Source organism: Roseibium sp. RKSG952 (genome assembly GCF_009711355.1).
Map to the genome: position 1 here is coordinate 15823 of NZ_SMMF01000947.1, position 24733 is coordinate 40555.

Genomic DNA, 24733 nt, shown 5'->3' on the forward strand with positions numbered 1-24733 from the left:
TGAACAAGCGCGAATGGGAAGCTTTGTGCGACGGTTGCGGCAAATGTTGCCTGAACAAGTTGGAGGATGAGGACAGCGGCGAGGTTGCCCTGACCTGCGTTGCCTGCCGCTTGCTGGATGATGAATCCTGCCGTTGCACGCAGTACGAAATCAGGCATCAGTTTGTTCCGGAATGCATCGTAATGACGCCGGACAATATTGATGAACACGCCTACTGGCTGCCCCAAACCTGCGCCTATCGGCTGCTTTGGGAAGGCAAACCCCTTTACGACTGGCACCCGTTGCTGTCTGGTACGCCGAACAGCGTCCATGCCGCCGGCGTATCGGTTCAGGGACGCACCGTCTCGGAGTTCGAAACTCCCGAGGACGAGTGGGAAGAATACATAATTGAGGAGCCTATCTGATGCATTTCGCCTCTGACAATTCCGGACCGGTTCATCCGGAAGTTCTGGCCGCGCTGACCGAGGCCAATCAAGGCTATCAGATGGCCTATGGCACAGACACGTTGATGAACGAAGTGCGCGATCAGATCCGCGGTATTTTCGAAGCGCCGGGGGCAGCAGTCTATCTTGTCGCCACGGGAACTGCTGCAAACTCATTGGCTCTGGCCACGCTGACAAAGCCATGGGAAACCGTATTCTGCTCACCGGTTGCACATATCCACGAGGATGAATGCAACGCGCCGGAATTCTACAGCGGTGCCAAGCTGACGCTGGTTCCAGGTGAGGACAAGATGACGCCCGAAGCCCTGCGTGGGTCGATCCTTGCCGAAGAAACCCGTGGTGTTCACGGCCCTCAGCGTGGTCCGGTTTCGATCACGCAGGTGACCGAGCGTGGGTCGGTTTATTCGCTAGACGAACTGCAGGCGCTGTGCGGCGTCGCCAAGGAATATGGGTTGCCTGTGCATCTGGACGGCGCACGTTTCACCAATGCGATGGTCGCGCTGAACTGCTCACCTGCTGAAATGACGTGGAAGGCCGGTGTAGATGCCGTCAGCTTTGGCGGCACCAAGAACGGTCTGATGGGGGTCGAAGCGGTAGTCTTTTTTGACGAGAGCAAAGCCTGGGAGTTCGAGCTGCGCCGCAAACGCGGGGCGCATCTGTTTTCCAAGCACCGCTATCTGTCGGCGCAAATGGCGGCCTATCTGCAGGATGATCTGTGGCTGAGGTCAGCGCGTCAGGCCAATGGCAACTGCGCCCGCCTCGCCGATGGCCTGCGTGCAGCAGGTGCTGAGTTCTTGCACGAGCCCCAAGCCAACATGATTTTCGCCAGCTTCCCGCGCAGCAAACACCGCGCCTTGCACGACGCCGGTGCGGTCTATCATCTGTGGGGCGCTGAGCTGGAAGGCGAAGACGAAGATGAAATGCTGGCCTGCCGACTGGTGTGTGACTGGTCGATCGGCGAAGACCAGATCGACCAATTCATTTCGCTGCTCTGAGCCTATTCTGACCGAGCGTTCTCTTTTGCACCCCAGAACCTGAGTATCTGTTCAGCCGTTTCGTGTGGATGGGATATGGGCAGCATGTGCCCTGCCCCATCTATCACTCGGTCCGATGCAGATGGCAGACGGTTCTGAAGTCCGGTGTTGATCACCTGAATCGTGGGCTGTGTCCGTGATCCCCGCAAAAGCAGGACTGGCATCGTCGCGCGATCCAGTTGACCGGCTTTCAACAAACCAAGCCGGTCATCAAACAATACATCCTCAACCGGGGCGACCAGTTGGATACCCCGCTCCATTGCTGCCCGTGTTCGTTCGGGTAAATCCGGCCAACGGGGGCCGTCATCCAAAGTCCACATCCGATTGAACAACCGTGCAGCGAGCCTGTTGTCCTTCGCGGCCAGTGCAGTCAGATAGGGCTGAGCCTCGCGGTCATGGTCCTGAACCAGATGTGGCGCATCCTGTTTCACGACAGCGAAAAACACGGGTTCGATTAGGACGGCACTACGCACAAGTTCGGGATATTCGATGGCAAGCCGCAATGCGATCATCCCGCCGAACGAATGGCCGATGACATCCAATGGCTCGGTCAGTTGATCCAGAGCCTGTCTTGTTACAGCTTCAAAGACATCGCCCTCACCATCCCAGTCCGGGCTTTGCCCGTGAAACAGCATGTCCGGTGCAATCAGTGTCGCCTCATCCTTCAGCGCGGCGGCCAATCCGGCCCAGGCCCTTGAGTGGGCTATGGTGCAGTGCAGGGCGAGCACTTTGCGCTCCCCTTCCCCCAAATGCCGGACGAAAGTCGCTTGCGACGATGAGGCTTCGTCCTTCACCCCTTGGCCTCCGCCAGATGCCGGTCCAGATCATCCAGCCGATCCTGCCCCCAGAACCGCTGACCATCCGGCGTGATGTAGAACGGTGCACCAAACACGCCGCGATCCACCGCCTCTTCAAGATTTGCTGCGTAGGTTTCGGCGCCTAGCAACAGGCCGCTGTCAGCCAGTTTGGGATCAAATCCCGCCCGCGTCAGGCAATCCCGGATGACATCATCCTGCGCGATGTCTTTATCCTCGGCCCAGCAGGCCCGCAGGATCGAATGGCACAGTTTACCCACATCGCCTGAACCGTCCTGAATGGCGGCAATGATTGCATATGATGACGGCGCTGCATTTGTTGGCCAGTGCGCGGGCTGCAGATTGAAGTCCATTCCCAGATTGCGAGATTGGCGCAGCAGCTCCTGCGCCCGGTATTCTATGCGGGAAATGTGCCTGTCTTTGGGCGGCGTTCCCCCGGTACGGCCGAACAGTGCGATAATGTCCAAGGGTTTGTAGGCGATCGTTGCACCATGTTTCGCCGCAACTTCCTCGAGTCGCATGCCTGCGAGATAGGAATAAGGCGACAGTGTCGCAAAAAAGTAGTCAATGTCGGCCATGTGCACTTTCTCCGCTACGTTATCTTTGCGGGACGGTAAGGCCATGCTAAGCGGTGTCAACATCACGAATCTGTCACATTGCCATTGCTGCCCGGGGATTTTCAGCCGATGCCGACACTTCACGAACCCAAGCTAATCGCTGGGAACGCCAATCTTCCTCTTGCCGAAACCATTGCCCGCCGAATGAGCCTGCATCGCGGTGTTGACCAGGGTCTGGTCGACGCACGTGTCGAACGGTTCAACGACGGTGAGATCTTTGTCGAGGTCTTCGAAAACGTGCGCGGCGAGGATATGTTCATCATCCAGCCGACCTCGAACCCGGCCAACGACAATCTGATGGAGCTGCTGATCATCGCCGACGCACTGCGCCGCTCATCAGCGCAGCGTATCACCGCAGTCATTCCTTACTTTGGCTACGCCCGTCAGGACCGCCGCACCAAGGCCCGCACACCGATCAGCGCCAAGCTGGTCGCGAATATGCTGACCGGCGCGGGGATCGAACGCATCCTGACCATGGACCTGCACGCCGCCCAAATTCAGGGCTTCTTCGATATGCCCGTGGACAACCTCTATGCCTCGCCGATCTTTGCTCTGGACGTGAAAAACCAGTTCAAGGAACAGATGGATGAAATCATGGTGGTTTCGCCGGATGTAGGTGGCGTCGCCCGTGCTCGTGAGCTGGCCAAGCGGATCGGTGCACCTTTGTCCATCGTCGACAAACGCCGCGAAAAGGCGGGTGAAGTTGCTGAGATGACAGTTATCGGTGATGTGAAAGACAAGATCTGCCTGATCGTCGACGACATCTGCGACACCGCCGGAACACTCTGCAAAGCGGCACAGGTTCTGATGGATAACGGTGCCAAGGAAGTTCACTCGTACATCACGCACGGTGTCATGAGCGGCCCTGCTGTTGAGCGAGTGACCAACTCGGTCATGAAGTCGCTCGTTCTGTCCGACACCATCCAACCGACGCCTGAAATCGCAAAGGCATCGAATATCCGTATCGTGCCAACAGCACCGATCTTCACACAGGCGATCCTGAATATCTGGAACGGCACAAGTGTTTCTTCGCTATTCGAAGACAAGACGCTGACACCGATCTACGAGTCGCTGTATCACGCGAAGTAATCCAAAACGGGCGGCCTGCTGAGGCCGCCCGGTTTCCTTTCTGGTCAACTGCGCGACGATAACTGCAGATGGCCGCCTTCCCAACCTTCTTGACTGCGACCCATATAATGTTTGCAATGACCCAATGTCGTTGCACGCGCTCTGAATGTTGCTCCGTAGCCAAAAAGGACAGGTTGTTGCTGGAATACTCCACGTTTCGAGAACGTCCGATCCCCGTAACCACAAACCCTCCTACAGCTTTGGACTATCAAGAGTTCCCTGTGGACCAAAGTGATCCGCGCGCTCAGGAACCTCTGGTCGATCTGGCTGAATACGAGATACCAAGTTTCAATTTCTACGCCCGCAGGGACGGCCTGAACACGCCCTACCGACGTTGCTTTGCAACTTCGGACCCAGAGGTGCGAGTTCGCAAATCTCTGGCTGAACGGCTTGCGGATATCAATGAAGAGCTCACCAATCTGGGCATTGAGATTTATGCGCTGAATGGATTTCGCCCGCTCTCGGTTCAGCAGGAGCTTTGGGACTTTTTTGTTGCCCGGGCGCGCAGGTCATTGAAAGCCCCGACAGATGAGGAATGTATCGCCTTTGCGGGCCGGTATTGTTCCGACCCCCGCAGCTTTGCCCCCGATGACGCGCGCACTTGGCCGACGCACATCACCGGAGGCGCGATCGATCTGACGTTGCGAAACAAAGATACTAAGGAACACCTATTCTTCGGCGGAATTTTCGATGATCCCTCGGACATTACGCACACCACCTATTTCGAAGAGATCCTGTGTTCGGTGGATGGCGATCCGGAACAATTGTCGCTCAGCGATCAGGAGGCTCTGCAAAATCGTCGACTATTATACTGGGCGATGTGCAGTGCCGGATTCACGAATTACGCATATGAATGGTGGCATTTCGATCTTGGAACGCAGCTTTGGGCGGCAAATCGGTCACTCGCTGCCGCTGGCGAACCAAAGCATGCTTGGTATGGCCCCGCGTCGACATAGCTTGCAGGCCAGAGCAGGCACGTTCAGGAGATATCCCAGTCATCCTCGTGCGCCACTTCCCCGATCGCGGTCCATGCGGCACGAATGCGGGCGATGCGGGTGTCGGACCATGTACGGAACACAGCGTTGAAGCCCTCAGCCGTGATGTCCTCGGCTTTCACTTCGGCACGCAACGCCGACGAGGTATCCACATCCCAGAGGGAGACACCAATCTGTAAAACCGGAGGCGACCGGAACGGCTGACTGAACCTAACTGATTTGCGCCTTTCGCGCGGCCCCTGACCAGTCCACATGCTGCCACCGTCGGAAAACTCCGAAAACAACAATACTTCGCCTTGGTCGATGCCGATGGGATGGGTCCGAAAAGTTTTCATTCTGTGATCTTTGTACTTGAATATAAAAGCCTTAGCCTGCCCCAGCAGGAAAATCACCAATAAAAAAAACGGCCCCGCCTAGCGGAGCCGTTCATAATGATCAGAAAGTCACGGAGCCTTACAGGCTCATGTGCGTCCCAAGGGCTTCCATGTCGGCCAGCAGCTTGGCAGCATCGTCGACGATGGTTTGATCATCGCCAGTCTTTGCCGCCTCGTGCGAAGCGCGGGCCTCAGCGATCAGGTCGTCCAGATGCGACCGGGTCACTTCGGCTACCGGAATGGCCTTTTCGGCCAGAACCGACAGGCCATCGCCGTTGATCTGAGCAAACCCACCGGTGACCAGGTATTCGCTGGACCCTTCGGGTGCTTCGACCTTCAGGATGCCCGGGCGCAGCGTGGTAATTGTGGGGGCATGGTCGGGCATTGCCGTCATGTCCCCATCCGCGCCGGGAATCTGGACCGCGGTGGCCGCGAGCGAAGCAAGGCTCCGCTCGGGGCTGACGAGGTCGAATTGCATCGTGTTTGCCATCAGGGATACTCCTTAGGCGGCTTCTGCGGCCATCTTCTCCGCTTTGGCGATCACTTCTTCGATGCCGCCAACCATCAGGAAGGCCGCTTCGGGCAGGTGATCGTATTCGCCAGCGACAACCGCTTTGAACGACGCGATGGTCACATCCAGAGGAACCTGAACGCCGGGCGAACCGGTGAAGACTTCGGCCACGTCGAACGGCTGCGACAGGAAGCGTTCGATCTTACGGGCACGGGCCACGGTCAGTTTGTCCTCTTCCGACAGTTCATCCATGCCGAGGATGGCGATGATGTCCTGCAGCGACTTGTAGCGCTGGAGGATCTGCTGAACGTCGGTCGCAACCTTGTAGTGCTCTTCACCAACGATGGCCGGGTCGAGCAGACGCGAAGTCGAGTCGAGCGGGTCAACCGCAGGGTAGATACCCTTTTCCGAGATCGCACGGTTAAGAACGGTGGTCGCGTCCAAGTGGGCGAACGAAGTTGCCGGCGCAGGGTCGGTAAGGTCGTCCGCAGGCACGTAGATCGCCTGAACCGAGGTGATCGAGCCCGACTTGGTCGAGGTGATGCGTTCCTGCAGGGCGCCCATGTCGGTGGCCAGCGTCGGCTGGTAACCCACCGCCGAAGGAATACGACCCAGCAGAGCCGAAACCTCGGAACCCGCCTGCGTAAAGCGGAAGATGTTGTCGACGAAGAACAGAACGTCGGTGCCGGACTGGTCGCGGAACTGCTCGGCCAGTGTCAGGCCGGTCAGAGCAACACGTGCACGTGCTCCCGGAGGTTCGTTCATCTGACCGTAAACCAGGGCCACCTGCGATTCCGACAGGTTGTCGGGCTTAATAACGTTCGATTCGATCATCTCGTGGTACAGGTCGTTCCCTTCACGGGTCCGTTCACCAACACCCGCGAACACCGAGAAGCCCGAGTGCACTTTTGCGATGTTGTTGATCAGTTCCATGATCAGAACGGTTTTACCAACGCCGGCGCCGCCGAACAGGCCGATCTTACCGCCTTTGGCGTAAGGGGCCAGCAGGTCCACGACCTTGATGCCGGTCACCAGGATTTCCGACTCGGTCGACTGTTCGTCGAACGCAGGTGCGGGCTGGTGGATTGCGCGGGTTTCAGATGCAACAACGTCGCCCTTTTCGTCGATCGGCTCGCCGACAACGTTCAGGATACGGCCCAGAGTAGCATTGCCAACCGGAACCGAAATCGGTGCGCCTGTGTCGGTTACTTCCTCGCCACGGACCAGACCTTCGGTCGCGTCCATCGCGATGGTGCGGACAGTGTTTTCACCCAGGTGCTGAGCAACTTCCAACACCAGACGTTTGCCGTTGTTGGTGGTTTCCAGCGCGTTCAGAATTTCAGGCAGCTGATCTTCGAAGTGCACGTCGACGACGGCCCCGATGATCTGTGTGACTTTGCCTTTTGCATTCGCCATGTTTCGTCTCCGGTTTTCTTACAGCGCTTCGGCGCCGGAAATAATTTCAATCAGCTCGTTGGTGATCACGGCCTGACGCGAACGGTTGAACTGGATCGTCAGCTTGTCGATCATCTCACCCGCGTTGCGCGTCGCGTTGTCCATTGCGGACATCCGTGCACCCTGTTCAGACGCTCCGTTTTCGAGCAGAGCCGAGAAGATCGCGGTCGCAACCCCCTTGGGCAGCAAGTCGGCCAGAATGGCCTCTTCGCTGGGCTCGTAGTCGAATACCGCACCGCTGTCGTCACCCTCGGTTTCCTCAAACGAGGCGGGAATGACCTGCTGTGCTGTCGGGATCTGGGTCACAACGTTTACGAACTTCGAGTAGAAGATCGTGGCAACGTCGAACTCACCCCCGTCAAAGCGGGACAGGATGTCCTTCGCGATGTCTTGCGCGTTTGTGTAACCGATGCGCTTGACCTCGCTCAGGTCGATATGTCCAACGAACAGATCGCCAAAATCACGCTTGAGCGCGTCGCGGCCCTTCTTGCCGACGGTCAAAACTTTGACTGTCTTGCCTTTCAGGCGCAGCTCTTCCGCTTTGACACGGGCCAGCTTGGCGATGTTCGAGTTGAAGCCGCCACAAAGGCCGCGTTCAGCTGTCATGACAACCAGCAGATGGACATCGTCACTGCCCGTACCACGGAGCAGCTTGGGGGCGCTGTCGCTGCCCCCGACCGAAGCCGCCAGCCCCGCCATCACAGCATTGAACCGCTCGGCATAGGGACGCGAGGCTTCGGCAGATTCCTGGGCGCGGCGCAGTTTTGCAGCCGCGACCATCTGCATGGCCTTGGTGATCTTGCGGGTCGATTTGACCGACTCGATCCTGTTTTTAAGGTCCTTAAGATTTGGCATATGCCCGCCTCTCCCTTAAGCGAAGGTTGCGGCGTATTCGTCCAGCGCAGCCTTGATCTTGTCGGAAGCGTCACCCTTGATCTTGGGATCTTCGTCCGTGATCCACTGAAGCAGATCCGCGTGCTTGCCACGCAGATGCGCCAGCAGGCCAGCTTCGTAACGGCCAACATCGGACACGTCGATCTTGTCGAGGTAACCGTTGGTGCCGGCGAAGATGACGCAGACGATTTCAGCGTTGGTCAGCGGCGAGTACTGCGGCTGTTTCATCAGTTCGGTCAGACGTGCACCACGGTTCAGCAACTGCTGAGTTGCGGCGTCAAGGTCTGAACCGAACTGCGCAAACGCAGCCATTTCGCGGTACTGAGCCAGTTCCAGTTTAACCGGACCCGCAACCGACTTCATCGAGTTGGTTTGAGCCGAAGAGCCCACTCGCGAAACCGACAGACCGGTGTTCACAGCAGGGCGGATGCCTTGGTAGAACAGTTCAGTTTCAAGGAAGATCTGACCGTCGGTGATCGAGATCACGTTGGTCGGAATAAACGCCGAAACGTCACCACCCTGAGTTTCGATAACCGGCAGAGCGGTCAGCGAGCCCGCACCGAAGTCTTCGTTCAGCTTAGCCGAACGCTCCAGCAGACGGGAGTGGAGGTAGAAAACGTCACCAGGATAGGCTTCACGTCCGGGCGGACGGCGCAGCAGCAGCGACATCTGACGATACGAAACAGCCTGTTTCGAAAGGTCATCATAGATGATCAGTGCGTGGCGGCCATTGTCACGGAAGTATTCGGCCATCGCGGTTGCGGCGTAGGGTGCCAGGAACTGCATCGGGGCCGGGTCGGACGCGGTTGCGGCCACAACGATCGAGTAGTCAATCGCACCGGATTCTTCCAGTTTCTTCACCAGCTGAGCAACGGTCGAACGCTTTTGACCGATCGCAACGTACACGCAGTACAGCTTCTTCGACTCGTCGTCGCCTGCTGCTTCGTTGTAGACTTTCTGGTTCAGGATCGCGTCCAGAGCAACGGCGGTTTTACCGGTCTGGCGGTCACCAATGATCAGCTCACGCTGGCCACGGCCGATCGGGATCATCGCGTCAACCGATTTCAGGCCGGTTGCCATCGGCTCGTGAACCGATTTACGCGGGATGATGCCCGGCGCTTTAACGTCTGCAACACCACGCTTGGTTGCGTTGATCGGGCCTTTGCCGTCCAGCGGGTTACCCAGACCGTCAACAACGCGGCCCAGCAGCTCGTCACCGATCGGAACGTCCACGATCGAGTTGGTGCGCTTAACAGTGTCACCTTCTTTGATGTCACGGTCGGAACCGAAGATAACGACACCGACGTTGTCGCTTTCCAGGTTCAGCGCCATGCCCATGATGCCACCGGGGAATTCGACCATCTCACCGGCTTGCACGTTGTCCAGGCCGTATACACGGGCAATCCCGTCACCGACGCTCAGCACGCGGCCGATTTCGGCCACTTCGGCTTCCTGACCAAAATTCTTGATCTGGTCCTTCAGGATTGCAGAAATCTCTGCAGCTTGGATTCCCATTTATCCGACCTCTTTCATTGCATTCTGTAGGGAGTTCAGCTTCGAACGGATCGAACTGTCGATCATTTTCGAGCCCACTTTAACGACAAGACCGCCGATGAGGCTTTCATCAACGGTCGCATTGATTGTTACGGTCTTGCCCACACGCTCGGACAGCGTCTTGGACAGTTTTTCCATCTGAGTTTTGGTCAGCGCCTTGGCCGACGCAACATCCGCGGTCACTTCACCGCGCTCATCCGCCAGCATGTCACGCAGGACCTGAATCAGTTGCGGAATAACAAACAGGCGGCGTTTCTCAGCCATCAGGCCCAGCGTGTTGCGCAGGATGGTGTGCAGACCCATCTTGTCGGCAATCGCGGTAATCGCTGCTTCCTGTTCGGAGCGTGAAACCAGCGGCGAGGCGATCAGGTCGCGCAAGTCGGCGCTTTCGCCCAGAGCTGCTGCCAGATCATTGATGCCGGTTTCCAGACCTGAAAGGTCATTATTCTCTTTTGCGATCTCAAAGATCGCGGTGGCATAGCGCTCGGCGATGCCTGTGGAAATCGAAGCTGGTTCGGACACGTCCACCCTTCCGATATTTTGGGCCCCGAATTCGCGTTGCGGCAGCTACCCCGGGGGCGTGAAGAAACCCCGGCCAGACGGTCGGGGATCAAAATCACCGGGGGTCTAGCAGAGCCGAACCCAGCTCGCAACATATTATAGTGGTGACGGATTTATCCACAATCTGTTTAAATTCATGCACTTAAGTTGAGTGCGACCCTTTTTATCAGCCGATCCGGTTGAAAAATGTTACCAACTTGCAGGTTTTTGCGATTCCTGTGACCTTTTTCCCGCATTTTTGGCCGCCGCAATACCGCTCCGGGGCACAAAGAGATCAGGCAGGCTTTAGCAACCCATCCAGCGCTTTGATCGGGCGTTTTTCAGCGTCCTTGGTCACGGTGCCACTGGGAGGCCGGATGAGTTTACTCACCTCGACCATCAACACGCCACCTGCCATCACAGACGGAATGCGCTGGCCTGTTCTCTCAATCAGGTTCCCGGATTTCAGCCAGAACCGGCGGAATGACGGAGGCATATAGAGCGCGGAACAATGGTTCTCGGGCACGAAGTGATGCGCTTTGAGCTGCTTCTCAAGCTGACTGGCAGTATAAGGATGACCAAAGCCAAAGGGTGTCCGATCAGACCTGGACCAGAGGCCACCCCGGTTTGGCACGATGAACATAGCCTTGCCTCCCGGCCCCAGAACGCGCCAACACTCATCAAGCAATTGGCTTGGTCTTTCTGAGTTCTCAAGCCCGTGCATGACGACCAGCTTGTCTACATGCCCGGTTTCAATCGGCCACATCGTCTCTTCGGTGAGGACCGAGACGTTGGGCATACCTGCGGGCCAGGGCATTACCCCCTGCGGGCCAGGCATCAGGCCAATCACTCGACGGGCATCAGCCAGATATGGACGTAACAAAGGGACGGCAAAACCAAATCCAGCGACGGTCTGACCTTTGGCTTCGGGCCAGAAATCGATCAACCGACCGCGAATGGCCGCCTGCGCCGCCCGCCCCAGCGTGCTGCGGTAGTAAAAGTTCCTCAGATCCTGCACATCAAGATGCATTGCGGACACCCGGTCAATCGGCTTAGCTGGGCGCAGTCTAGCAACGAAAGGGCAAAAGGCCATGCCTCTTGAGATCGTCACAATTCCTTGCCTCAGCGACAATTACGCCTTTCTGGCCCATGACGCCACCAGCGGCGAAACCGCACTGATTGATGCCCCCGAAGCCGGGCCGATTCTAGCGGCCCTTGAAAAGCGTGGTTGGCAACTGAGCCATGTTCTGCTGACGCATCACCATTGGGATCATGTGGATGGTCTGGCCTCCATCCTGGAGAAACACCCCGCAAAAGTTGTTGGGGCGGCGGCAGACGCGCATCGTCTGCCTCCTTTAGACTTGCAAGTTTCCGAGGGCGATACATTCGAGGTTGGCGGTGAACCGGTCGAGGTGCTGGATGTTTCGGGCCACACTGTCGGTCACGTTGCATATTACATGCCCAAAAGCAGCGTCGTGTTCACAGCCGACAGCCTGATGGCGCTGGGATGCGGACGCCTGTTCGAAGGAGATGCCGCACAGATGTGGGCCTCGCTCAGCAAACTCGCTGCCCTGCCGGATGATACGCTGGTCTGTTCAGGTCACGAGTACACGCAATCCAACGCCAGATTTGCCGTCACGGTCGATCCCGACAACCCCGACCTTAAGAAACGTGTCGCCGATATCGATCGCGCACGCGCTGCCGGAGAAGCGACCGTGCCGTCATTACTGGCCCTGGAAAAGTCAACAAACCCGTTTTTGCGTGCCGCTGACCCGACGATTCTGGCGTATTTGGGGATGGAGGGCGCGGACCCTGCAGACGTATTTGCAGAAATCCGGTCTAGAAAAGACCGGTTTTAGGGCTTATTTGACGCTCCTCACGGCCACGGTCACGGGAAATGTGACTGTCAAGTGAAAGAAAACCCTTGAAGCCGGGGCGCGATCAACCAAACTCTAATAGTATGAGGACATGGTTGGGATGGGGATCCTGCCGATACTCGACCCCCTTCCGGCCCAATACAGAGGAGCACCCGCGTGCCTTCATTCTCGAGCACATTAGAACAAGCCATTCACGCGGCCCTGGCGGCAGCGAATGAAAGGCGTCATGAATTCGCAACGCTTGAGCATCTGCTGCTTGCGCTGCTGGAAGAGCCGGATGCGATCCGCGTCATGAAAGCCTGCAGTGTCGATCTGGACGAACTACGCAGTACATTGGTCGAGTTCATCGATGAGGACCTGTCAAATCTGGTCACCGATATCGACGGCTCTGAAGCGGTTCCAACAGCTGCCTTCCAGCGGGTCATTCAACGCGCAGCAATCCATGTTCAAAGCTCAGGCCGTACCGAAGTCACCGGCGCCAACGTTCTGGTGGCAATCTTTGCCGAGCGGGAAAGCAATGCGGCCTATTTCCTGCAGGAACAGGATATGACCCGCTATGACGCGGTGAATTTCATTGCGCATGGAGTGGCGAAAGATCCGGCCTATGGCGAAAACCGCCCTGTGACGGGTGCCGACCAGGTCGAGGACGAAGCGCAACCTGCCGCGAGCGAATCCGAACAGAAAGAGAGCGCCCTTGGTAAGTACTGCGTGGACCTGAACGCCAAATCGCGCGCAGGTGACGTTGATCCACTGATCGGTCGCGCCTCGGAAGTCGAGCGCTGTATCCAGGTGCTGTGCCGCCGCCGCAAGAACAACCCGCTGCTGGTGGGTGATCCAGGTGTTGGCAAGACTGCGATTGCCGAGGGTCTGGCCCACAAGATCGTGGCCGGTGAAGCACCCGATGTGCTGTCCAACACCACGATCTACTCGCTGGACATGGGCGCCTTGCTGGCTGGCACCCGCTACCGCGGTGACTTTGAAGAACGCCTGAAAGCGGTGGTGACCGAACTTGAGGATCACCCGGATGCGGTGCTGTTCATCGATGAAATCCACACCGTAATCGGTGCAGGTGCCACTTCCGGTGGCGCAATGGATGCGTCGAACCTGCTGAAACCTGCCCTGCAGGGCGGTAAGCTGCGCACCATGGGCTCAACCACGTACAAAGAGTTCCGTCAGCACTTTGAGAAAGACCGCGCGCTCAGCCGCCGGTTCCAGAAGATCGACGTGAATGAGCCTTCGGTCGAGGACAGCGTGAAAATCCTGCGCGGCCTCAAGCCGTATTTCGAAGAGCATCACGAGATCAAATACACTGCGGATGCAATCAAGACTGCCGTGGAACTGGCCGCGCGCTATATCAACGATCGCAAGCTGCCGGACAAGGCGATCGACGTGATTGACGAGGCCGGTGCTGCACAGCATCTGGTCGCGGAAAGCAAACGTCGCAAGACCATTGGCGTCAAAGAGATCGAAGCGGTTGTCGCCAAGATCGCGCGCATTCCGCCCAAGAACGTCACCAAGGATGATGCCGAGGTTTTGAAAGATCTCGAAGCCTCGCTGAAACGGGTGGTGTTTGGTCAGGATGAGGCCATTGAAGCGCTGTCCAGCGCGATCAAACTGGCCCGTGCCGGTCTGCGAGAACCTGAAAAGCCAATCGGGAACTACCTGTTTGCCGGTCCGACCGGTGTGGGTAAAACCGAGGTGGCGAAACAGCTGGCCGATACGCTGGGTGTGGAACTGCTGCGCTTTGACATGTCGGAATACATGGAGAAACACGCGGTTTCCCGTCTGATCGGTGCACCTCCGGGTTATGTCGGGTTCGATCAAGGCGGTCTGCTGACCGACGGCGTCGACCAACATCCGCATTGCGTGCTGCTGCTGGATGAGATCGAAAAGGCGCACCCGGACGTGTTCAACATCCTGTTGCAGGTGATGGACCACGGTGAGCTGACCGATCACAACGGCCGCACGGTGAATTTCCGCAACGTGGTTCTGATTATGACCTCGAACGCGGGCGCTCAGGAACAGGCCAAGGCCGCCATAGGCTTTGCCCGTGATCGCCGCGAAGGTGAGGATACCGCCGCCATCGAACGCATGTTCACGCCGGAATTCCGTAACCGTCTGGACGCCGTGATCTCGTTCGCGCCGCTGCCGAAAGAGGTCATCCTGCAGGTGGTCGAGAAGTTCGTACTGCAGCTTGAAGCACAATTGCTGGATCGTAATGTGACCATCGACCTGACGCCAAAGGCCGCCGAGTGGCTGGCCGACAAAGGCTATGACGACAAGATGGGCGCGCGTCCACTGGGGCGTGTCATTCAGGAACACATCAAGAAGCCTCTGGCCGAGGAGCTCCTGTTCGGCAAGCTGGCCAAAGGCGGTGTGGTCCGCGTGTCTGTGCTGAAAGGCGAGTTGAATCTGGAAATTCTCGGCCCTGATCAGCCGCGTATTCCTGGCGACAAACCGCCATTGCTCACCGCAGATTGATTGCGCAACCCTTCAAACAGAAAACCCGCCTATCAAGGCGGGTTTTTTCGTCTGAGACCAACAGCATGATTGCATGACGGAACTAAGGGCGGGTTTGGGCCTGAGAACCCGACGGTATTAGCGGATGCGTGGCTGACTGCTTCGCACCGGGGAAGGCACCGGTAACTGCTGCGATTGGCTGCCCTGTGCCGCGATATAGGCCGACAGGATGCTGTGCGCATAGCGCGGCCCATTAACCCCCTGAGACAAGGCAGACAGGATCGCAATGCCGACATCGCGTGCTTTGCGAAACCGCCCAGCCTTGGTGGGCACAAAATACTCAAAATCTATGAACCGAATCTGGCGCCCGCTCCAGCACATATCTCGAAAGGCCGGGCGCCCATGTGCCAGATTTGCCGAATGTAAACGCGCCAAGGCCTGCCCAGCGGCGCGGCATGCTTTGAGTTTGTCCGCGGTCGCAACGTTTGCTTTCTTACAAAGCTTGGTCAGGCTGGTGCCGGCGTCTTCAACCGCTATAAAACCCGAGCCTTCCGCTAATATCCTCGGTACAGCCGCGCCGCGGCTCCAGAGAAAACGATGAGCCCGCCGATCTCGGTCAAACGCCTGTTCAGGCTTGCCCTTGACCAACCAAAGGTGCGGCGCAAAACGCTCAATGCGTTTTAGCCAAAACCGGGTACCTCGTTGGGACTGGCAAAAAGTCACACGTTGATATGGGGCGCGCAACGCCTCATCCACTGAATTGTGTATCTCTGCCTTCTTGTCCGTCACGTTCTGCTCCGATTAACCTCAGGTAATAGATAGGAATTCCGCGCGTACATTTCACCTTATGAGGGTCAACATTCCGGTCGGTTCCGATCATTTTTTTGCAATTTAGGATGTGGCATTGGTCAATACCGCTTAGTGAAATTCAGTTCGGTCCGAAGGTATTGCTCGCAAGCCTTGTTTGGTTTGGTCCGAGCGTCCGTGAAGAAAGCCGAGTTAATCCAGAAACCCAAAGCCCTGGTCGGCAGCAAAGTGCGGCCCCCACCCTCCACTGTTGGCAGCAAACTGACACAAATGATGTCCTTGCAAATCTGATGGCGCCGTTGCTCTGTAACCGGGCAATTATGCATTTGCGCAGGCGCAGTACACATATTTCGACGGAATTGTTCTCCCCTCGCGTTTCATAGTTACGTTTGAAACGCGAAAGGGAATTTGATGACCAAGACCGTCGCTATTTGGAGTGCTGCTTTCGCCCTGTCGGCCATCGCAGCCATTGCCACCGCTCAGCACAGATTTCGATATCACGACGAAACGAAAACCCGGCCCCTGAATTTAGTGGCTGCCACTGTCGATCCAGGCGCCAGTACCTCTGAGATTTCCGAGACCCGCAAAGCTATCCGCGTCTCGGCAAATGGAATTCCCGACCATCTTGTCGGGCGCTTTCCCAACCGGGGTAACCCACACAGTATTTCCGCGCAGAATGTAAGCTTGAAGGTACCGGCCAACCCAAAGCCCAAGGGGACAGTCACGCCGCTTGAACTGGGCTGGAACTTTGGCGTGTCACTGAACGGTGTAGTGTTCGATCCGCTGGCAGCCGAGTTTTGGCACGGTGATCCCAGATCGGGTTGGTCCTACAACGCATTAGGCGGCGCAATCGCGCTGGGACTTGATGAGAACCATGCGCACGTTCAACCAAACGGGAAGTACCATTACCACGGCATTCCGACGGGTTTCATTGAACTGCTGGACTATTCATCGGACAGGCACTCTCCACTGATCGGGTTCGCCGCAGACGGTTTCCCGATTTACACAATGACAGGCGTTGTGAACGGGAAGGTGACGGAAATGACGTCGTCTTATCGTTTGAAAAGCGGCAACCGTCCAGGGGGTCGCGCACCCGATGGCAAGTACGATGGCACTTTCAACGAGGATTTCGCCTATATTCCCGGGCTCGGAACTCTGGACGAGTGCAATGGCGCATTCACCACTTCTCCCGAGTATCCGGAGGGAACCTACGCCTACTTTCTGACCGAGGAATATCCGGTCATACCCCGGTGCTTTGCAGGTTCACCAGACAAGAGTTTTCGCTTCGGGCGGCGCTGACCGACCCACGCATTGGTTAGCGAGTTCTGACGTTATCTTTCGGTGAGTTTCAGCTCGATCCGCCGGTTTTGCGCCCGTGCCTCCGGCGTGTTCGCCGGGTTGACGGGCTGGAACTCACCAAAACCGTTCGCAGCAAGTCGATTTGGCGGAATACCCAGCGCGTCGACCATATAGCGCACCACGGACAAGGCGCGGCCCTGGCTCAGTTCCCAATTGTCGCGATAGCGACCGGAACCGGCCAGAGGAACGTTGTCTGTATGGCCATCGACCCGGATCACCCAGTTCAGACCCTCGGGGATTTCGGCAGCAACGCTGCGCAGGATCTCGGCGACCTTCGCAACCTCCTGGCGCCCTTCCGGGGACAAGACAGCCGAGCCCGTATCAAACAGAACCTCGGATGAGAACACGAACCGGTCGCCTTCGATACGGACGCCTTCCTGATTGCCCAGAACATCCCGAAGTCGGCCAAAGAACTCGGACCGATAACGTTGCAGATCTTCGGCCTGAGCAGTCAGTTCCAGATTCTGCCCCGCCAATGCTTCGGCTTCCGCCTCCAGGCGAATGCGCTCGGCCTCTTCCAACAGGCGGCGTCGCCGTTCCTCGGATGCAGCGCGGGCCAACGCAGCATTCAGGTCCTGTCCAAGCGTCTGGATCTGAACCTCGGCCGCAGCATTGCGATCCTTGTAGTCATCCAACAGCGCTTGCAGCGATCCCAGTTGGCCACGCAATGCTGCGATCTGCTGGTTCAGCAGAGCCGTTTCGCGTTGCGCCTTTGCCGAGATTGCCTTTTCAGCAGAGATTGCCTCGCGTGCAACAGCCAGAAGCGCTTCGCGTTCTGCGGCCAGTGTTCTCTGAGACTGCGCCTCCAGTTGTGCTTGTGTCTGCGCCTCCAGCGCCGCCCTCAGCTGCGCCTGCAGCTCTTCGTTATCCAGCGCTCCAAACTGACGCTCAAGCTCGGCCCGGGCCGCTTGTGCAGCAGCCAGCAGGGTCAGGGTTTCCTCGGCCTCTTTACGCTGGGCTTCCAACGCCAGCGTCATAGCGGTCAACTCGGCATCGGCATCCTGCAATCTGTTGCGCAGGTTTTCGGCTGCGGCAGCCTCGGCCAGCCTTGCGGCCTCTTCATCGCTGAGCTGTTGTTCGAGTGCCGCGATCTGGGCTGAACGATCTTCACCGCTTTGTTCAAGATCGGCAACCAGAGCCTCCAGTGCTTCGCGCCGAGCGGCGGCAAGACGTGCGGCTTCGGCCTGAGCGTCAATCTCATCCCGGCTTTGAGCCAAGGCAAGATTCAGAGCCTCTTGTTCGCTCAGAAGCTGCTCGCGCTGTGTTTCGAGGGCTGCGATATCGCCAAGCGCACGTTCCTGATCCGCCAGCAACGCGGCGACCTGCGCCTCAAAATCCGTAATGCGAAGCTGCGCCTCATCCAGCGCTACAGCCTGCCTGTCCCGCTCTGCCGTAAGCGATGAAATCAGGGCCTGCGCCTGCGTCAGATCGCTTTCGGCCTGAGAAAGCGTCGTGTTCAACGCCCCGAGCCGGGCTTGCAGCCGGCTGTTTTCGCGTTCTTCCAGACCGAGGGCCGCTGCAAGGGCCGAAACCTCGTCAGACAAGGCGGTCAGTTCATCCTCTTGTCCGGAAATCGTTTCGCGCAGCACGAACTGAACCACCATGAAGATGGTCAGCACAAAGGTCAGCACCATCAGAAGACCCGTCATCGCATCCACGAATCCGGGCCAGACAGAGCCCTGAAAACGTTGACCGGTACGCCGGGATAGTGCCATCCGTTATTCTCCCTCGGACGTCGTGCGGACGGCGCCGCGTGGCAGAGTCAGCGCCTTGACCAGCAGCTCAAAATCCTTGCGCAATTCGTTCATGCTGTCCTGTCGCCCTGCAGAAATCTCTTCGAGAATACGTAGCAACTGTACGTCCATTGAACGCAGGCGCATCCGGCTTTCTGCATCGATCCCTTCGCCTGCACCATGTTCGCGCATGTGATCCAGCAGGGCATCCTGACTCAGCGCTACCCTTTCGAGCGCCGCTGTCACACCTTCGCCTTCGGACTGACGTTGGTTCATATCGCCAATAACGTTCACCAACTGTCCCAGCTTGGCAGAAACCTCCGCTCTTTCCTCCTCCTGCGCTGAGAACAGATCCTGCAGCGCATCCATCTGCTCGGACATCGCATCCAGAACCGGCGTCAAGACAGCCAGTTCTGCACCACCTTCATCGCCCGAAGAAAATCCGACGCGGGTGATCGTCGACAGCCATTCCTCAAGCTCGCGATAGAAGCGGTTCTGGCCATGTCCCGCAAACAGCTCGAGCAAACCAACAATCAGCGATCCGGCAAGACCCAGCAGTGACGATCCAAAGGCCACGCCCATGCCTTGCAGCTGGGCTTCAAGCCCTGTCATCAGACGGTTGAATACCGCCAGCCCTTCCTCACCTTCCTGCGGGTTCAGGCTGCGGATCGTGTCAACAATGGCAGGAACCGTTGTGGCCAGACCAAAGAAGGTGCCCAAAAGGCCAAGATAGATCAGAACGTTCGTGATGTATCTCGTGATCTCACGCTCTTCCTCGATCCGTTCGGCGACCGAATCCAGAATCGATCGGGTAGAGGTCGAGCTGATTTGCGAGCGCGCCCCGCGCGAGCGGAGCAACGATGCAAGCGGTGCCAGCAGCTGCGGCGGGCTGGTGTCATCTCTTTCGACACCGCCGACAAAGGCTTCGATCCAGCGAACTGATCCGATCAGTTGGGTTACCTGATAGAAACAGGCGAATACGCCGATGACGAAGACCAGCAGGATGAAACCGTTCAGGTAGGGATTCGCGTAAAAGACGGGCAGCACATAAGGCAGCGCCATAAAGACCCCAAGGCCCGACAAGCCAATTGCGATCAACATCATCACGATCTGACGAATGGGATGCGAGAATTGCGGTCTCGCGCCCTGCTGTGCCTGCGCCATGCGCGTCATTCCTGGTATTGCCTGCTCTGAGGCAAACCTACCGAATTAACAGTCGCTAGGCCAAGGGTTTATGCAGTAAGACTGCGGACCCGTTGCGACAACCACTCAAGATCCGGATCGCGTAGTCCGATTTCGGCCAGATGTTCAGCTGTATTGTACAGATATTCGGTGTTCGGACCGCGTCCGCCCACCGCATGGGCGATGATATTTGCCTGCTCTTCCAACGGCATGCCGCCGCAATACTGAACGTGATGCGGATCAATCACGTAAGTCACGGCATTTACGACCTGTCCATTGTCCAGATCAACGTCCAGCATACGCTCGACATAGGCCGAAGAAATCAACTCACGTTCACGCAGCTCGTCCAGCGTACGCTCTTCATGTCCGGCTTCGACGGCCAAGGCCAAACCGGTACAATTTGCATCACGTTGCTCATCCAGCGCCAACACAAGGCCTGGCTTGTCTTCGGTTCCGCGATGGTGGATCGAACTCATGCAGAATGAGCGGGCATATCCATGCAAAGTAGCACGTTCGCTGCGCGCCACGGGAAATCCGGGATTCCACAGCAGCGATCCATATCCGAATACCCACATTGTCATTGCACTGGTCCTTGCCCGTTTGCGCCTATAAACATCAATTCCGAGGCAGGAAAAAGGGCCATTATTCTCATGCGCGGTCTCATACGAGTTCTTATCTTTTTAACGATTGTCTGGAGCGCCTATTGGTTCGTCGCCGGCTACGGGCTGCGCAGCGCGGTCACCAGTTGGTTCGACAAGCAGCAGCAATTGGGTTGGCAGGCTGATTTCTCGGATGTGGGTACGGCAGGATATCCGACCCACCACATGACACGGCTGGATAATCCGGCACTGGCCGATCCCGTCAACGGCACAGCATGGAGCGCGGATTGGATCGAGTTCCAAAGCCCTGCAATCTGGCCCGGACGTCAGGTGTTGCGTTTTGCCGATACGCCGCAGCGCCTGTCTTACTTCGATGAAACGGCGACCATTCAGGCCAGCGAGCTACAGGCAGAGCTGCAATTGCAGCCGGGGGTCGCGTTGGAGTTGGAAAAGATGGCCCTTACCGCAGGACCATGGACCATTTCGCGGGAAGATGAGACCTCAGCAGCGGGTGACACACTTGGCCTGATCATGGCGCAAAGTGAAACGCCGGAGATTTACGCCGTCACGGCAACCATTGATGGGTTCACCCCGGGTGAAGACCTTCGCGGCCTTATGCGGACCGCTGCTTCGCTTCCGCAATCCTTCGAGACGCTGGAATTGGACATGACGGTTACGTTTGACAAGCCGTGGGATCGGAGTGCGCTGGAACAACGCCGCCCGCAGCCTGTCGCCATCGATCTCGGGCTTGCTGAGGTCAAATGGGGTGAACTGCGCCTGTTCGCCACCGGAGAGTTGAACGTTGACGAACAGGGAATTCCGACCGGTGAGATCGCCGTCAAAGCGGAGAACTGGCGTGACATGATCGCAATGGCCAATGCCGCAGGCGCCCTGCCCGATCAGGCAGTTGATCCGGTCACCCGCGCGCTGAAGCTGCTGGCAGGTCTGGGCGGCAATCCCAACTCACTGGATCTGCAGCTGAATTTCCGTGACGGGTTCGTGGCGTTGGGCCCGCTGCCATTGGGCCCTGCACCGCGGCTGATACTGCGCTAGCGGCAGTACGGGCCGCTGCGATAACGGGCTGTATCCAGATGGAAATGGTCCCGGTGGTAGCGGTCCGAGTTGGGCCCCAGCACAGTACCAAACGGCCCACATGCGCCACGCCAAACTTTGATCAATTGCTTCTGCGAGGGATTCTTGCGCCAGCCATTGAGGACTGTCACAACCTCGCCATCGGCCATTTTAAAGCCCGAGATATCAATGGCCCGACCCTTGCCGTGTTCAGAAACTCGCGCGCCCTTGCGATTGTTCCGGGTGCGGCAGGCATAATGCGCCGCAACCTGTAGCTCAACAATCGGGCCACGGCGTTTGAAGGTGGGCTTGACCGACTTGTCGACCCAGTTGTTTAACGCGATGGCGGTACCGCAATCCATGGTCGACGGGCGACTTAGCCTCACTCCGGATACCGATGTGATCTGCACGGCATCCTTGATGCCGCAGGCCTTGATCTTACCCGGCACTTTCCCGACAGGTTTGCCCTGAATTGCGATATCACCGCATACTGAGTTCTTGCGGAGCTTTCTTTTCTTGAAAAGTATCTCCTGCTCAAGCGTCTCAGGGCGCAGATATGGTTTCAGAGATACATCAGGGCTGAGCAGAGGCAGATCCGCAGGTCGTGCCGCAGCGGCCATCACCTGAGGAGACTCAGGCCTCAGCTTTGGCTGTATCTTTGGAATCGCTGCAATCGGCGCTGCACTGGCCAGAAGTAGCGCCGGCATCGCAGTTACATTGTTGGTATCAGCAATTGGTCGCGCAACAGGAACCAAAGAGGTTTCGAGGGGTTTCGCACCAGCCGTGACTGGCGACAACGCTGCAAAACAGATCAGAAAACCGCCTCGAACAAGCCTCATGTCGTGGCCTTTCCTCGTCCAAAATCCGGGGCATCCGTATCCTGACCGGCATCAATGATGCCGCGCCGGATGGCCCGGGTACGGGTGAAGTAATCGAACAGCTGCTCTCCATCGCCGGTTCGGATGGCGCGCTGCAGGGCAAAGAGCTCTTCAGTGAAACGGCCCAGAATCTCAAGCGTTGCGTCCTTGTTCGTCAGGAACACATCACGCCACATTGTCGGGTCCGAGGCCGCGATCCGCGTAAAATCACGGAAACCGGCGGCCGAATATTTGATCACCTCAGTATCTGTCACCCGCCGCAAATCATCCGCAACACCCACCATCGTATAAGCGATCAGGTGCGGTGCATGCGACGTCACCGCCAAAACCAAATCGTGGTGGTCAGCGTCCATCTCATCGACATTGGCGCCCATGCCTTCCCAAAGCGCTCGCAGTTGTGCGACGGCGTCGGGATCAGAACCCTTAACCGGAACCAACAGGCACCAGCGATTGTCAAAGAGCTCGGCAAATCCGGATTCCGGACCAGAATGCTCGGTTCCAGCCAGAGGGTGAGCGGGAACAAAATGCACGCCGTCGGGGATATACGGCCCGACAGCTTCGATCACGTGACGCTTGACTGAGCCGACGTCCGTGACAGTTGCGCCCGATTTCAGCACCGGGGCGATATCCTGCGCCACCGGTCCCATCGCACCAACAGGCACACAAAGCACCACGAGATCAGCGCCTTCGACCGCCTCTTGCGCAGTGTCACAGACGCGATCACACAGTCCGATGCGCCGCGCGGTTTCACGGGTGTCTTCGGAACGGGCATATCCCGTCACCTCTCCTGCAAGACCTGCGCGTTTGATGGCCCAAAACATCGACGATGCGATCAGACCCAAGCCGATCAGCGCCACCCGGTCATAAATCTGGCTCATGCGGCGCCCCCTTTGAACGTGGTAATGGCCGCAAGCACACGGCGGCAGGCTTCTTCGTCGCCTACGGTAATCCGCAGGGCGTTCGGCAGGTTGTAGCCCGCAACCTTGCGTACAATCAAACCCTGAGATTGCAGATAGGCATCGCAGGCCTCGGCCTCGGCCAGATCCGAAAAGCGGGCAAGGATGAAATTAGTATTCGATGCGTCAGATGGCACGCCGATCTCTTCCAGTTTTTCGGACAACCACGTGCGCAGACGCGCGTTTTCGGACCGGCAGAACTCGACATACTCCACGTCGCGTATCGCTGCTTCAGCCGCAGCCAACGCAGTCAAAGACAGGTTGAAGGGTTGGCGCACCCGGTTCAGCACATCAATGATGGACTGGTGCGCGTAACCCCAGCCGACACGCATCCCGCCCAGCCCGTAAATCTTGGAGAAGGTTCGGGTCATGATGACGTTCTCAAAACGATCCACCAGTGATGCCCCGCCATCAAAACCATCTACGAATTCGGCATAGGCCCCGTCGATTACCATCAGGCAATCGACAGGAAGTTTTTCCGCCAAACGTGTAAGCTCGGCATCCGAAATCATGGTTGAGGTGGGATTGCCCGGATTGGTGACAAAGACGATCTTCGTTTGCCCGGTCACAGCCGCAAGGATTGCGTCGACATCAACCTTGCGATCCTTCTCATCCACCATGACAGGAGTCGCCCCCGCCATACGCGCGATGATCGGGTACATGGAAAATCCGTGCTCAGTATAGACCACCTCATCACCCGGACCGGCATAAGCCTGCGCCACGAATTGCAGAACCTCGTCGCTGCCCACACCACAGATGATCCGGTCAGCATCCAGCCCGTGACGCTCACCAATGGCTGCGCGCAAAGAATAGTGATCGGTACTTGGATAGCGATGCAGGGTGGTCGCGCTATCACGCACGGCCTCGATCGCTTTGGGGCTGGGTCCGAACGGGTTTTCGTTCGAGCTGAGCTTGATGACATTCGCCACGCCTTCGACATGGGACTTGCCGCCCTGATACAGAGCGATGTCCATGATGCCGGGTTGCGGAATGATCTGGTTCATGAGGGGCTCCTTGATTGCGCCCCTCATACATTTCTCAACGCCTTGAGAAAAGCGGCAATTCCCTCAGGCGGCTTTGAAGCGCGCTGTCGCCGGGTCGGCGTTGTAATAGGGTGCGAATTCCTCGGTCCGGTGCGACAGGTCATTGACGCTGTCGATTATGAACTGAACCGTCTCCTCGCTCATCAGATATGAGAAATTCAGACGCACCCAGCCGGGTTTCTTCATCTCTTCGCCTGCTGACAACGCCGCATGCAACTGCTCGGAAGTCTCGCGGTCAATATCCAGCAGACGATGGGCATAGGGGCCGGCGCAGGCACATCCGCCACGGGCCTGAATGCCGTAGATGTCACTGAGCATGCGGGTAAACAGCTGCTGATGAACCGGCTGCCCCGAGTTATCCCGAACAAGGAATGAAAAGATCGGCAGACGATGCGGATTATCCGCCCC

The 24733-nt window shown here is 57.6% G+C and carries 23 protein-coding genes and 2 pseudogenes; 8 read left to right on the forward strand and 17 right to left on the reverse strand.

All coding sequences use genetic code 11. The features are described 5' to 3' along the window. Together E1297_RS31065 and E1297_RS31070 are read left to right on the forward strand one after the other, a co-directional pair. The coding region (locus E1297_RS31065) for a YcgN family cysteine cluster protein (protein ID WP_155145045.1) at nucleotides 1–404 on the forward strand (404 nt) is incomplete at its 5' end. After that, nucleotides 404–1438, forward strand: coding sequence for a low specificity L-threonine aldolase (locus E1297_RS31070; RefSeq protein ID WP_155144872.1), 1035 nt, complete (start codon nucleotides 404–406; stop codon nucleotides 1436–1438). The genes E1297_RS31065 and E1297_RS31070, both read left to right, overlap by 1 nt. A 2-nt stretch (nucleotides 1439–1440) precedes the next feature. Here the strand turns inward: E1297_RS31070 and E1297_RS31075 are convergent, their stop codons facing one another. Beyond that, on the reverse strand, nucleotides 1441–2271 hold the full coding sequence (locus E1297_RS31075; RefSeq protein ID WP_209016102.1) for an alpha/beta fold hydrolase: 831 nt from the start codon (nucleotides 2269–2271) through the stop codon (nucleotides 1441–1443). Next, nucleotides 2268–2870: a 2-hydroxychromene-2-carboxylate isomerase gene (locus tag E1297_RS31080; RefSeq protein ID WP_155144873.1), complete on the reverse strand. Its 603-nt coding sequence runs from the start codon at nucleotides 2868–2870 to the stop codon at nucleotides 2268–2270. The genes E1297_RS31075 and E1297_RS31080 overlap by 4 nt, the downstream gene beginning before the upstream one ends. Nucleotides 2871–2978: 108 nt before the next feature. Between E1297_RS31080 and E1297_RS31085 the strand changes: the two genes are divergently transcribed. Beyond that, the gene (locus E1297_RS31085; protein ID WP_155144874.1) at nucleotides 2979–3998 is read left to right on the forward strand and encodes a ribose-phosphate pyrophosphokinase; all 1020 of its coding nucleotides are present in this window, start codon (nucleotides 2979–2981) and stop codon (nucleotides 3996–3998) included. Between the two features lie 260 nt (nucleotides 3999–4258). After that, on the forward strand, nucleotides 4259–4993 hold the full coding sequence (locus tag E1297_RS31090) for a M15 family metallopeptidase (protein WP_196223448.1): 735 nt from the start codon (nucleotides 4259–4261) through the stop codon (nucleotides 4991–4993). Between the two features lie 23 nt (nucleotides 4994–5016). On the opposite strand, the gene E1297_RS31095 is transcribed toward E1297_RS31090, so the two are convergent. The 7 genes from E1297_RS31095 to E1297_RS31125 form a co-directional block, all read right to left on the reverse strand. After that, on the reverse strand, nucleotides 5017–5367 hold the full coding sequence (locus tag E1297_RS31095; RefSeq protein WP_155144876.1) for an H-type lectin domain-containing protein: 351 nt from the start codon (nucleotides 5365–5367) through the stop codon (nucleotides 5017–5019). Nucleotides 5368–5485: 118 nt separating this feature from the next. Continuing rightward, on the reverse strand, nucleotides 5486–5896 hold the full coding sequence (locus tag E1297_RS31100) for a F0F1 ATP synthase subunit epsilon (RefSeq protein ID WP_155144877.1): 411 nt from the start codon (nucleotides 5894–5896) through the stop codon (nucleotides 5486–5488). Nucleotides 5897–5908: 12 nt separating this feature from the next. Then, nucleotides 5909–7333, reverse strand: coding sequence for a F0F1 ATP synthase subunit beta (atpD, locus tag E1297_RS31105; RefSeq protein ID WP_155144878.1), 1425 nt, complete (start codon nucleotides 7331–7333; stop codon nucleotides 5909–5911). Nucleotides 7334–7351: 18 nt separating this feature from the next. Beyond that, nucleotides 7352–8227 carry a F0F1 ATP synthase subunit gamma gene (locus tag E1297_RS31110; RefSeq protein WP_155144879.1) on the reverse strand — a complete coding sequence of 292 codons (876 nt, stop codon included), beginning with the start codon at nucleotides 8225–8227 and terminating at the stop codon, nucleotides 7352–7354. Nucleotides 8228–8242: 15 nt separating this feature from the next. After that, a complete protein-coding gene (gene atpA, locus E1297_RS31115; protein WP_155144880.1) occupies nucleotides 8243–9781 on the reverse strand; it encodes a F0F1 ATP synthase subunit alpha in 1539 nt (512 codons plus the stop codon). After that, nucleotides 9782–10342, reverse strand: coding sequence for a F0F1 ATP synthase subunit delta (locus tag E1297_RS31120; RefSeq protein WP_209016103.1), 561 nt, complete (start codon nucleotides 10340–10342; stop codon nucleotides 9782–9784). Between the two features lie 313 nt (nucleotides 10343–10655). Beyond that, nucleotides 10656–11390 carry a class I SAM-dependent methyltransferase gene (locus E1297_RS31125; RefSeq protein ID WP_155144882.1) on the reverse strand — a complete coding sequence of 245 codons (735 nt, stop codon included), beginning with the start codon at nucleotides 11388–11390 and terminating at the stop codon, nucleotides 10656–10658. Between the two features lie 61 nt (nucleotides 11391–11451). On the opposite strand from E1297_RS31125, the gene gloB reads away from it, so the two are divergent. Together gloB and clpA are read left to right on the forward strand one after the other, a co-directional pair. Next, nucleotides 11452–12219, forward strand: a complete 768-nt coding sequence (gene gloB, locus E1297_RS31130) for a hydroxyacylglutathione hydrolase (RefSeq protein ID WP_155144883.1) — start codon at nucleotides 11452–11454, stop codon at nucleotides 12217–12219. A gap of 174 nt (nucleotides 12220–12393) precedes the next feature. Next, nucleotides 12394–14655, forward strand: a pseudogene (gene clpA, locus E1297_RS31135) (ATP-dependent Clp protease ATP-binding subunit ClpA); the annotation flags it as partial. Between the two features lie 180 nt (nucleotides 14656–14835). Here the strand turns inward: clpA and E1297_RS49925 are convergent. Then, nucleotides 14836–15345 (reverse strand): phosphotransferase, encoded by a 510-nt coding sequence (locus E1297_RS49925; protein ID WP_209016104.1) that lies wholly within the window; start codon nucleotides 15343–15345, stop codon nucleotides 14836–14838. 570 nt (nucleotides 15346–15915) lie between these two features. On the opposite strand from E1297_RS49925, the gene E1297_RS31145 reads away from it, so the two are divergent. Continuing rightward, a complete protein-coding gene (locus E1297_RS31145) occupies nucleotides 15916–16803 on the forward strand; it encodes a YHYH protein (RefSeq protein WP_155144885.1) in 888 nt (295 codons plus the stop codon). Nucleotides 16804–16835: 32 nt separating this feature from the next. On the opposite strand, the gene E1297_RS31150 is transcribed toward E1297_RS31145, so the two are convergent. The 3 genes from E1297_RS31150 to E1297_RS31160 form a co-directional block, all read right to left on the reverse strand. After that, on the reverse strand, nucleotides 16836–18578 hold the full coding sequence (locus E1297_RS31150) for a peptidoglycan -binding protein (RefSeq protein ID WP_155144886.1): 1743 nt from the start codon (nucleotides 18576–18578) through the stop codon (nucleotides 16836–16838). A gap of 3 nt (nucleotides 18579–18581) precedes the next feature. Continuing rightward, nucleotides 18582–19760: a biopolymer transporter ExbB gene (locus E1297_RS31155; RefSeq protein ID WP_155144887.1), complete on the reverse strand. Its 1179-nt coding sequence runs from the start codon at nucleotides 19758–19760 to the stop codon at nucleotides 18582–18584. 68 nt (nucleotides 19761–19828) lie between these two features. After that, nucleotides 19829–20359 carry a gamma-glutamylcyclotransferase gene (locus E1297_RS31160; protein ID WP_155144888.1) on the reverse strand — a complete coding sequence of 177 codons (531 nt, stop codon included), beginning with the start codon at nucleotides 20357–20359 and terminating at the stop codon, nucleotides 19829–19831. A gap of 69 nt (nucleotides 20360–20428) precedes the next feature. On the opposite strand from E1297_RS31160, the gene E1297_RS31165 reads away from it, so the two are divergent. Further along, entirely contained in the window at nucleotides 20429–21430 is a 1002-nt protein-coding gene (locus E1297_RS31165) for a DUF2125 domain-containing protein (RefSeq protein ID WP_155144889.1), read from the forward strand. Here the strand turns inward: E1297_RS31165 and E1297_RS31170 are convergent. From E1297_RS31170 to E1297_RS31185, 4 genes and pseudogenes are all read right to left on the reverse strand, one after another. Then, nucleotides 21427–22287, reverse strand: coding sequence for an extensin family protein (locus E1297_RS31170; RefSeq protein ID WP_155144891.1), 861 nt, complete (start codon nucleotides 22285–22287; stop codon nucleotides 21427–21429). The genes E1297_RS31165 and E1297_RS31170 overlap by 4 nt on opposite strands. Further along, nucleotides 22284–23204, reverse strand: a complete 921-nt coding sequence (locus E1297_RS31175) for a prephenate/arogenate dehydrogenase family protein (RefSeq protein WP_155144893.1) — start codon at nucleotides 23202–23204, stop codon at nucleotides 22284–22286. The genes E1297_RS31170 and E1297_RS31175 overlap by 4 nt, the downstream gene beginning before the upstream one ends. After that, a complete protein-coding gene (gene hisC / locus E1297_RS31180) occupies nucleotides 23201–24286 on the reverse strand; it encodes a histidinol-phosphate transaminase (RefSeq protein WP_155144894.1) in 1086 nt (361 codons plus the stop codon). Before hisC ends, E1297_RS31175 begins: the two co-directional genes overlap by 4 nt. A 63-nt stretch (nucleotides 24287–24349) precedes the next feature. Continuing rightward, nucleotides 24350–24733, reverse strand: a pseudogene (locus E1297_RS31185) (aminotransferase); the annotation flags it as partial.

Coding starts and splice junctions, on each gene's coding strand:
- hisC (WP_155144894.1), bottom strand. CDS start 24,286: ATGAACCAGATCATTCCGCAACCCGGCATCATGGACATCGCTCTGTAT.
- E1297_RS31165 (WP_155144889.1), top strand. CDS start 20,429: ATGCGCGGTCTCATACGAGTTCTTATCTTTTTAACGATTGTCTGGAGC.
- E1297_RS31160 (WP_155144888.1), bottom strand. CDS start 20,359: ATGACAATGTGGGTATTCGGATATGGATCGCTGCTGTGGAATCCCGGA.
- E1297_RS31110 (WP_155144879.1), bottom strand. CDS start 8,227: ATGCCAAATCTTAAGGACCTTAAAAACAGGATCGAGTCGGTCAAATCG.
- E1297_RS31170 (WP_155144891.1), bottom strand. CDS start 22,287: ATGAGGCTTGTTCGAGGCGGTTTTCTGATCTGTTTTGCAGCGTTGTCG.
- E1297_RS31095 (WP_155144876.1), bottom strand. CDS start 5,367: ATGAAAACTTTTCGGACCCATCCCATCGGCATCGACCAAGGCGAAGTA.
- E1297_RS31155 (WP_155144887.1), bottom strand. CDS start 19,760: ATGGCGCAGGCACAGCAGGGCGCGAGACCGCAATTCTCGCATCCCATT.
- E1297_RS31085 (WP_155144874.1), top strand. CDS start 2,979: ATGCCGACACTTCACGAACCCAAGCTAATCGCTGGGAACGCCAATCTT.
- gloB (WP_155144883.1), top strand. CDS start 11,452: ATGCCTCTTGAGATCGTCACAATTCCTTGCCTCAGCGACAATTACGCC.
- E1297_RS31070 (WP_155144872.1), top strand. CDS start 404: ATGCATTTCGCCTCTGACAATTCCGGACCGGTTCATCCGGAAGTTCTG.
- E1297_RS31080 (WP_155144873.1), bottom strand. CDS start 2,870: ATGGCCGACATTGACTACTTTTTTGCGACACTGTCGCCTTATTCCTAT.
- atpD (WP_155144878.1), bottom strand. CDS start 7,333: ATGGCGAATGCAAAAGGCAAAGTCACACAGATCATCGGGGCCGTCGTC.
- E1297_RS31150 (WP_155144886.1), bottom strand. CDS start 18,578: ATGGCACTATCCCGGCGTACCGGTCAACGTTTTCAGGGCTCTGTCTGG.
- E1297_RS31125 (WP_155144882.1), bottom strand. CDS start 11,390: ATGCATCTTGATGTGCAGGATCTGAGGAACTTTTACTACCGCAGCACG.
- E1297_RS31100 (WP_155144877.1), bottom strand. CDS start 5,896: ATGGCAAACACGATGCAATTCGACCTCGTCAGCCCCGAGCGGAGCCTT.
- E1297_RS31175 (WP_155144893.1), bottom strand. CDS start 23,204: ATGAGCCAGATTTATGACCGGGTGGCGCTGATCGGCTTGGGTCTGATC.
- E1297_RS31145 (WP_155144885.1), top strand. CDS start 15,916: ATGACCAAGACCGTCGCTATTTGGAGTGCTGCTTTCGCCCTGTCGGCC.
- atpA (WP_155144880.1), bottom strand. CDS start 9,781: ATGGGAATCCAAGCTGCAGAGATTTCTGCAATCCTGAAGGACCAGATC.